This is a genomic window from uncultured Salegentibacter sp. (assembly GCF_963972535.1).
Taxonomy (GTDB): domain Bacteria; phylum Bacteroidota; class Bacteroidia; order Flavobacteriales; family Flavobacteriaceae; genus Salegentibacter.
The window spans coordinates 1-6,509 of the sequence record NZ_CAXAVR010000132.1 but is presented as its reverse complement, the minus strand read 5'-3'; the positions used below and the strand labels follow the sequence as shown (position 1 = coordinate 6,509).

Here is a 6,509-nt window from a genome sequence, read left to right as displayed (position 1 = left end):
ACTGTTCCCATTAAAAGTTTTTCAAAAACCGAATGGCTATGCGTGCCCATTACCACCAAATCGGCATTCCAGGTTTTAGAATATTCCAGAATAGCAGTGGCGGCATCACCTTCGGCTAAATGCGTTTCTACATTTTCATCGTTAAGGTGTTTTGCTGCAGTCTCCAGAAAATCTTCTACTACCTCCCGCATTTCCTGTGCGATATCTAAATTTACAGCCATTTCATCATAGCCTGAATATCCCATAAACGTAGGATAATCAATTCCGTAGTAACTTACATTGGCCATTACGTGAAGTAAACAAACCCGGGCATCTAATTGTTTGGCGAGTTTGTAACCGGCTTCAGCCACTTTTTCTGAAACAGGATGATAATCTATTGCAATTAATATACGCTTCATAAGATTGGGATTTCTTATAAAGTTATTAAATGAATTTTAAAAATTAGAATAATTGGTAATGAATCGGTTGAAAAAAGAAATCTGGTTAAATTTATTCTTTAACCACAATTAAGCTCGCTTTGGCGCCGGTTAAAAGGTCCCATTCTTTAGAAGCAACCAGGTTGCCGTTTTCTTCCAAAACTTTTAACTGCGCGGTATTAGGACCTGAAGAGCCCTGGTTTATAGCTTCAAATTCAATATTGTTAAATCCGCTTTCTAATGTAACCAAAACCGGGTGATAACCACTTCCCAGCACTACCCGTTTTACAAAATTACCATTTACATAAATATTTACCTGGTCACCATCTACAAATTGATGGTCGCGGCAATACAGCTCAACAAATTTCCCGGTAGTTTTAAAATCGCCTAAATACTGGTCTTCCTTATATTTATTTAAAGCTTCTTTATCTGCTGTCCATTTCTCCTTTACTGCGTCACCAGCGGTTTTTAAATTATTAGGTTTTTCTCTAAAGTCTATAGTTTTAGGTTTCTCTCGTAGGTATTTGCTTTCGTCGTTAGATTCCTCGGCCCTAAGAATAGGAAAACCAGAAGATTTTGTTTCAGGCTCAGCTTTTAGAATTCCTCCGGTATTATTGGTAGCAGGAAGGTCTATTTGCCCGTAGCTTAATAAGGTGAAGCAAAAAAACAAGAATGTATAGATAAACTTCATAAAGTGAATTCTTTAAGCTAATTATATCAAAAATACAGCCAAATTAGCATACAGAAAAATCTTTTAAGATAAACCTGAAATGTAGCCGTCCCGCTCAGGCCATTCGAAAAACAATTACTTATCTTTACTCACCAGGAAAGTTCAAAAATTTAAAAACTACCATGCAAATAAATCATCTCTTAGAAGAAAATTCTATAGCCGGAAAATTTGTAGCACAACTCAGAGATACTGAAATTCAGAAAGATAGAATGCGTTTTCGCAGAAATATTGAGCGTTTAGGCGAAATTTTAGGCTACGAACTAAGTAAAACACTAAAATTTACTTCAAAAAATATAAATACCCCACTAGGAAATGCTGAAGTGCAATTACCTGAAACCCAGGTTGCGCTTTGTTCTATTTTACGCGCCGGACTTCCTTTACACAATGGTTTATTAAATTATTTTGATGATGCTGAGAATTCCTTTATTTCAGCATATCGCCATCATCCAACCAACGATGAGAATTTTGAAATTGTAGTAGAATACCTTGCTTCACCTTCCCTGGAAGGAAAAACCCTAATCCTTGCTGACCCAATGCTGGCTACCGGCCGTTCTTTTGTTAATGTGATGAAGGCGCTGGAACATATGGGTAAACCCAAAGAAATTCATTTAGTAGCCGTAATTGGTGCCGAAGAAGGCATTGCCCACGTAGCTGAAGAATTTCCTGCAGATACCAAACTCTGGATCGCAACCATAGATAAGGAATTAAACGATCGCGGATATATTGTCCCAGGTCTTGGAGATGCCGGAGATCTTTGCTATGGCGGCAAACTTCAGCATTAATAATATCCGGTTCTTATTGTTTTCTTAAGTGCTGGGCGCTGGCTTGTTTATTTCTTAAATTCACATATTAATATGCTAATTCTTAAAAAATAAATTATGAAAGCCGTTGGAATAAAAAAATCGCTTCCTATAGATCATTCAGATAGTTTTATTGAATTTAATACTGAAGAACCCAAGCCGGGAGATTCAGATCTATTGGTGCGTATTAAAGCCGTTTCTGTAAATCCTGTAGATTTTAAAGTGAGGCAAAATGCCGCAAAAAACAAAGAGTTAGATACACCCAAAATTTTAGGTTGGGATGCTGCCGGAATTGTAGAACGGGTTGGAAATAAAGTTACTAAATTCAAACAGGGCGATGAAGTTTTTTATGCCGGGGAAATTGACCAGCCGGGTTGCAATGCCGAATTACAGTTAGTAAACGAAAATATTGCAGGCCATAAACCTAAAAACCTTTCTTTTGAAGAAGCAGCCGCTTTACCCCTAACCGCTCTCACAGCCTGGGAATGTATTTTTGAGCGTTTAAAAATTGAAGAAAATTCAGGGGAAAACCGGGATATTCTTGTTATTGGCGGTGCCGGCGGAGTTGGTTCCATTGGAATTCAGCTTTTAAAGAAACTTACCAAATTTAATGTAATTGCCACTGCATCCAGGAATGAAACCGAAGCATGGTGTAGAAATATGGGCGCCGATGTGATTGTAAATCACAAGAATTTAGTAGAAGAAATGAAAGCTAAAGGTTATGAAAACGTAGATTATATCCTCAACTTTTCTGATACCGAATTGCACTGGGACGCAATGGCCGAACTCATAAAACCACAGGGAGAAATTTGCTCTATTGTTGAAACAAAAGATAAAGTAGATTTAAATAAACTTAAGGGTAAAAGTGTGGCTTTTCACTGGGAATTGATGTTTACCCGGGCTAAATTTCAAACTCCAGATATGCACAAACAGCACGAAATACTGGAGAGAGTTTCTAAACTTTTAGAAGAAAAAACTATTGAAACCACATTAAATAAAACTTTTTCAGGATTAAATTCCGAAACTTTTAAAGAAGTTCATAGTTTACAGGAATCTGGGAAATCTATTGGTAAAAATGTGATTTCGTTTTAAAATAAAAAAGAGGTTGTTTGGAATTAATCTTTTAGCGTCATGCTGAACTCGTTTCAGCATCTAATATGTTCATGATTTTAAACATGTTAGACCCTGAAACCAGTTCAGGGTGACGGCTTAAAACTTAACAAACAACCTCTTCTAATTACAATTAAACAGGATCTTTTAAGCTTCCTGTTTTCTGGCTTTAGCTTCGTAATCTATATAACCTTTTTCACCGGGCACATAGAAAGTATCGGTGTCCCAGTCTGAAAGCGGAATATTTTCAGCAAAACGCTCTACTAAATCGGGATTGGAAATATAAGGTTTTCCAAAGGCTACCAAATCGGCATTTCCTTCTTCAATTACTTTATTTCCAGATTCTTGATCAAAGCCTGCGTTAATCATTAAAGTACCATTATACATTGGCCGGTATCTCTTAGCGATTTCAGTTACCGCATAAGGAACATCTGAAACATCGTTAAAAGGCTCTGACAAATGCAGGTAAGCAAGATCGTAATCGTTCAATTTCTTGATAATATAATCGAAAGTTGGGATGGTTTCCTCATCCATCGTCATTCCAAAAATACCGTTCAGGGACGGGTTTAATCTTAAACCAATTTTTTGCTCTGGCATTACCTCCTTAATCGCATCTATGGTTTCAAACAAGATCTTTGCACGATTTTCTATGCTTCCGCCATATTCATCATTTCTTTTATTAGAAGTTCCATTAAAAAACTGGTGAAATAAATATCCATTTGAAGAATGAATTTCAACTCCATCAAAATCGGCCTCCATTGCATTTTTAGCCGCATTTTTAAAATCCTGGATCGTTCTTTTAATATCTTCAATGGTCATTTCTTTTGGCGTCACGGTATCTTTAAAACCTTCCGGTGTATAAGATTGCGCTTCAGGATTTATTGCTGAAGCCGATAAAGGTAAATCCCCGTTATGAAAATCGGGATGAGACATTCTACCCACGTGCCAAAGCTGAATAAACATTCTGCCTTTAGCTTCGTGCACTTTTTTATTTACCATTTTCCAGCCTGCAATTTGCTCTTTGCTGTAAATTCCAGGTGTATTTACATACCCCACAGCTTCTTTAGAAACCTGGGAACCTTCGGTAATAATAAGTCCGGCAGAAGCTCTTTGGGTGTAATAAACATCGTGTAGACCTTCAATAGGCGTATTTTCAGGATTATCAGCCCTACTTCGCGTCATTGGAGCCATTACTACTCTATTAGGAAGTTCTAATCCGTTTAAATTATATGATTTTAATAAATGTTGTTCTTTACTCATAGCTTTTTTTGGTTGTATTAATCAATCTTTTTCTTAGCAATTTTTAAAAGCTAAATTATATGAAAAAGGAAAGAAACTACTTGATGTATGTTAGCAGGGCCTGTTAAAAAATGTTAAGCTAAGACAGCTCTTTTCGCAGCCTGCTTAGGCTTTCTGGTTTTATACCAAGATAGTTCGCAATATGGTAATTGGGAACGCGCTTTTCAATTTGGGGATAGGTTTGGCAGAATTCCAGGTAGCGCTCTTTGTTATTTTTTTGAAGTGAAGAAAGAATTCTACTTCTAAGTGCCACAAAAGCATTAGTAGTTTTAATTCTGAAAAAACGTTCAAATTTAGGAATTCGCTTATATAAAGTTTCAAGAGTATCGCGATGAATTCCCAGGAGAACCGAATCTTCTATAGCTTCAACATATAACTGGGCGGGATAATTTCCGAAGAAAGCTTCAAAATCGCTTATCCACCAGTCTTCTACTGCAAACTGAATAATATGCTTATTACCATTTTCATCTAAATAAAAGGCTTTTAAACACCCCTTAACCACGTAATATTCGTAATCTACAGCCTGCCCCGGTTTAATTAGAAATTCTTTTTTTGAAATTCGTTTTTCTGATAGAACACCAGTAAATTCTCGCTGTTCATCTTTAGAAAGATTGATTTTTGAAGTTACGTGTTTTAAAATTTCTTTATGCATTATCAACATTCTTAGAAAGGATAACCTATAGCGAAATTCAAGACCGGATTTGCATAATCAAATTCCCAGCGCTCACCTTCCTGTAAAGATGGATCATGTAAAGGAGCCGCGAGGTCTACACGAATCACAAAACTTTGAATATCTACTCTTAAACCAAAGCCGGTACCAATTCCCAGCTCGTTCATAAAGTCTTTGCTGAATTCTCCTCCCTCCAGAGTGCTGTTTTCCCCGGTGTTCCAAACATTACCGGCATCGGCAAAAACGGCACCGTATAAATATGGAAAAAGCGGAAAGCGATATTCCAGGTTAGCTTCCAGCCTAATATTTCCAGCCTGGTCAAAAAATGCACCTTCTTCATCTGGTGGCGTATACGTTCCGGGACCTAAAGAACGCGTGTTAAAAGCTCTTACGCTATACGGGCCACCCGCAAAATACTGTTTTGTAAATGGTAAAACATCAGAATTTCCATAAGGTAAACCATAACCGGCAAACAGCCTGGTAGCTATTTTAGAATCTGATCCTGTTTTTAAATGATACCGCAAATCAATATCTGCTTTGGCGTATTGGGCATATTCAAGATTTAAAAAGGTTTGGGGATTTTCTTCCCCGTGCCCGCTTATGGCATCAATTAAATTTCCAGCCACATCTAAAGTAGAATTTATAAAGAACTGGTGCCTGCTATTCCCGTCTATAAGTCCGTTATAGAGAAAAGAATAGGTTAAACCAGCAATAAATTCCTGGTTAAAACTTCTTTCTAAAAATGGGTTACGGGTTAATATATCCTGAAATTCCTGGGTGGTATTTCCCAGGTTGACATAATTTAAAGAAATAGGATAAAACTCGTGGGTTACAAAACGATTGGCATTCCAGAGATAACCAAACCGCGCAGAAACTGAGCCAAGGCTAAAAAGTTTACTTCGGGTAAGATAATCAAACCCTAAACTGGTCTTTGTTTTTGGGATGGAATATGAAAACCAGTTTTTATCAAAATTTATGGGGAATAATAACCTGGGGAAAATAAGATCTCCCTGTAAACCTAATTGTATACTGTTTAATCCTGCCTGCGTGCCTCCGCCGGTTTGTACTTCATAACCAAAATCTCCGGTAACATTTAGAATTTCTCCGCCCTTAAAAAGATTCCTGTTTGTATAAGCCAAAGCTAAACTTGGGCCGGTAAAGCCGTTAGATTTTGTTACCGCCTGGATTTCTGCCCGCAAGGAGCGTTTATTTAATGGAGAAAGATAAATATTGGTTTCCAGCACTCCCAAACTATCGGTAGAGAGGCTATCAATTTCAGTATAATTTATATTTACGAATTTGTAAGCGCCGATGTCTCCCAGCCTCCTGGCGGTATTTCGGGAATTTTCAGGGTTATAATACTGCCCTTCTTCCAGTAAAATGTAAGGATCTAAATGTTTAGGTTTAAAAAATATTTCTTTCTGAAAAAAGTTCTTTTCAGCATAGCGGGTTTTTGCGGTAGTACTATCGGTTCCTACTTCATA

The 6,509-nt window shown here is 37.2% G+C and carries 7 protein-coding genes; 2 read left to right on the top strand and 5 right to left on the bottom strand.

From position 1 onward, the window contains the following. Both AACZ30_RS12305 and AACZ30_RS12300 read right to left on the bottom strand, forming a co-directional pair. The coding region (locus AACZ30_RS12305; protein WP_339649676.1) for a universal stress protein at positions 1-398 on the bottom strand (398 nt) is incomplete at its 3' end. A gap of 91 nt (positions 399-489) precedes the next feature. After that, positions 490-1,107: a hypothetical protein gene (locus tag AACZ30_RS12300; RefSeq protein WP_339649674.1), complete on the bottom strand. Its 618-nt coding sequence runs from the start codon at positions 1,105-1,107 to the stop codon at positions 490-492. A 161-nt stretch (positions 1,108-1,268) separates the two neighbouring features. On the opposite strand from AACZ30_RS12300, the gene upp reads away from it, so the two are divergent. Together upp and AACZ30_RS12290 are read left to right on the top strand one after the other, a co-directional pair. Next, on the top strand, positions 1,269-1,928 hold the full coding sequence (gene upp / locus AACZ30_RS12295; RefSeq protein WP_075326945.1) for a uracil phosphoribosyltransferase: 660 nt from the start codon (positions 1,269-1,271) through the stop codon (positions 1,926-1,928). Between the two features lie 96 nt (positions 1,929-2,024). After that, positions 2,025-3,038: a zinc-binding alcohol dehydrogenase family protein gene (locus AACZ30_RS12290; RefSeq protein ID WP_075326946.1), complete on the top strand. Its 1,014-nt coding sequence runs from the start codon at positions 2,025-2,027 to the stop codon at positions 3,036-3,038. Positions 3,039-3,203: 165 nt separating this feature from the next. Here AACZ30_RS12290 and AACZ30_RS12285 read toward each other — a convergent pair whose 3' ends face one another. From AACZ30_RS12285 to AACZ30_RS12275, 3 genes are all read right to left on the bottom strand, one after another. Continuing rightward, complete coding sequence (locus tag AACZ30_RS12285; protein WP_093305493.1) at positions 3,204-4,316, bottom strand: alkene reductase; 1,113 nt, start codon at positions 4,314-4,316, stop codon at positions 3,204-3,206. Between the two features lie 118 nt (positions 4,317-4,434). Continuing rightward, positions 4,435-5,007, bottom strand: a complete 573-nt coding sequence (locus AACZ30_RS12280; RefSeq protein ID WP_339649669.1) for a Crp/Fnr family transcriptional regulator — start codon at positions 5,005-5,007, stop codon at positions 4,435-4,437. A gap of 11 nt (positions 5,008-5,018) precedes the next feature. Continuing rightward, the coding region (locus AACZ30_RS12275; RefSeq protein WP_339649667.1) for a BamA/TamA family outer membrane protein at positions 5,019-6,509 on the bottom strand (1,491 nt) is incomplete at its 5' end.

Excerpts from the sequence above, each read along its gene's own strand:
- AACZ30_RS12300 (WP_339649674.1), bottom strand. The coding sequence starts at position 1,107 with ATGAAGTTTATCTATACATTCTTGTTTTTTTGCTTCACCTTATTAAGC.
- upp (WP_075326945.1), top strand. The coding sequence starts at position 1,269 with ATGCAAATAAATCATCTCTTAGAAGAAAATTCTATAGCCGGAAAATTT.
- AACZ30_RS12290 (WP_075326946.1), top strand. The coding sequence starts at position 2,025 with ATGAAAGCCGTTGGAATAAAAAAATCGCTTCCTATAGATCATTCAGAT.
- AACZ30_RS12280 (WP_339649669.1), bottom strand. The coding sequence starts at position 5,007 with ATGCATAAAGAAATTTTAAAACACGTAACTTCAAAAATCAATCTTTCT.
- AACZ30_RS12285 (WP_093305493.1), bottom strand. The coding sequence starts at position 4,316 with ATGAGTAAAGAACAACATTTATTAAAATCATATAATTTAAACGGATTA.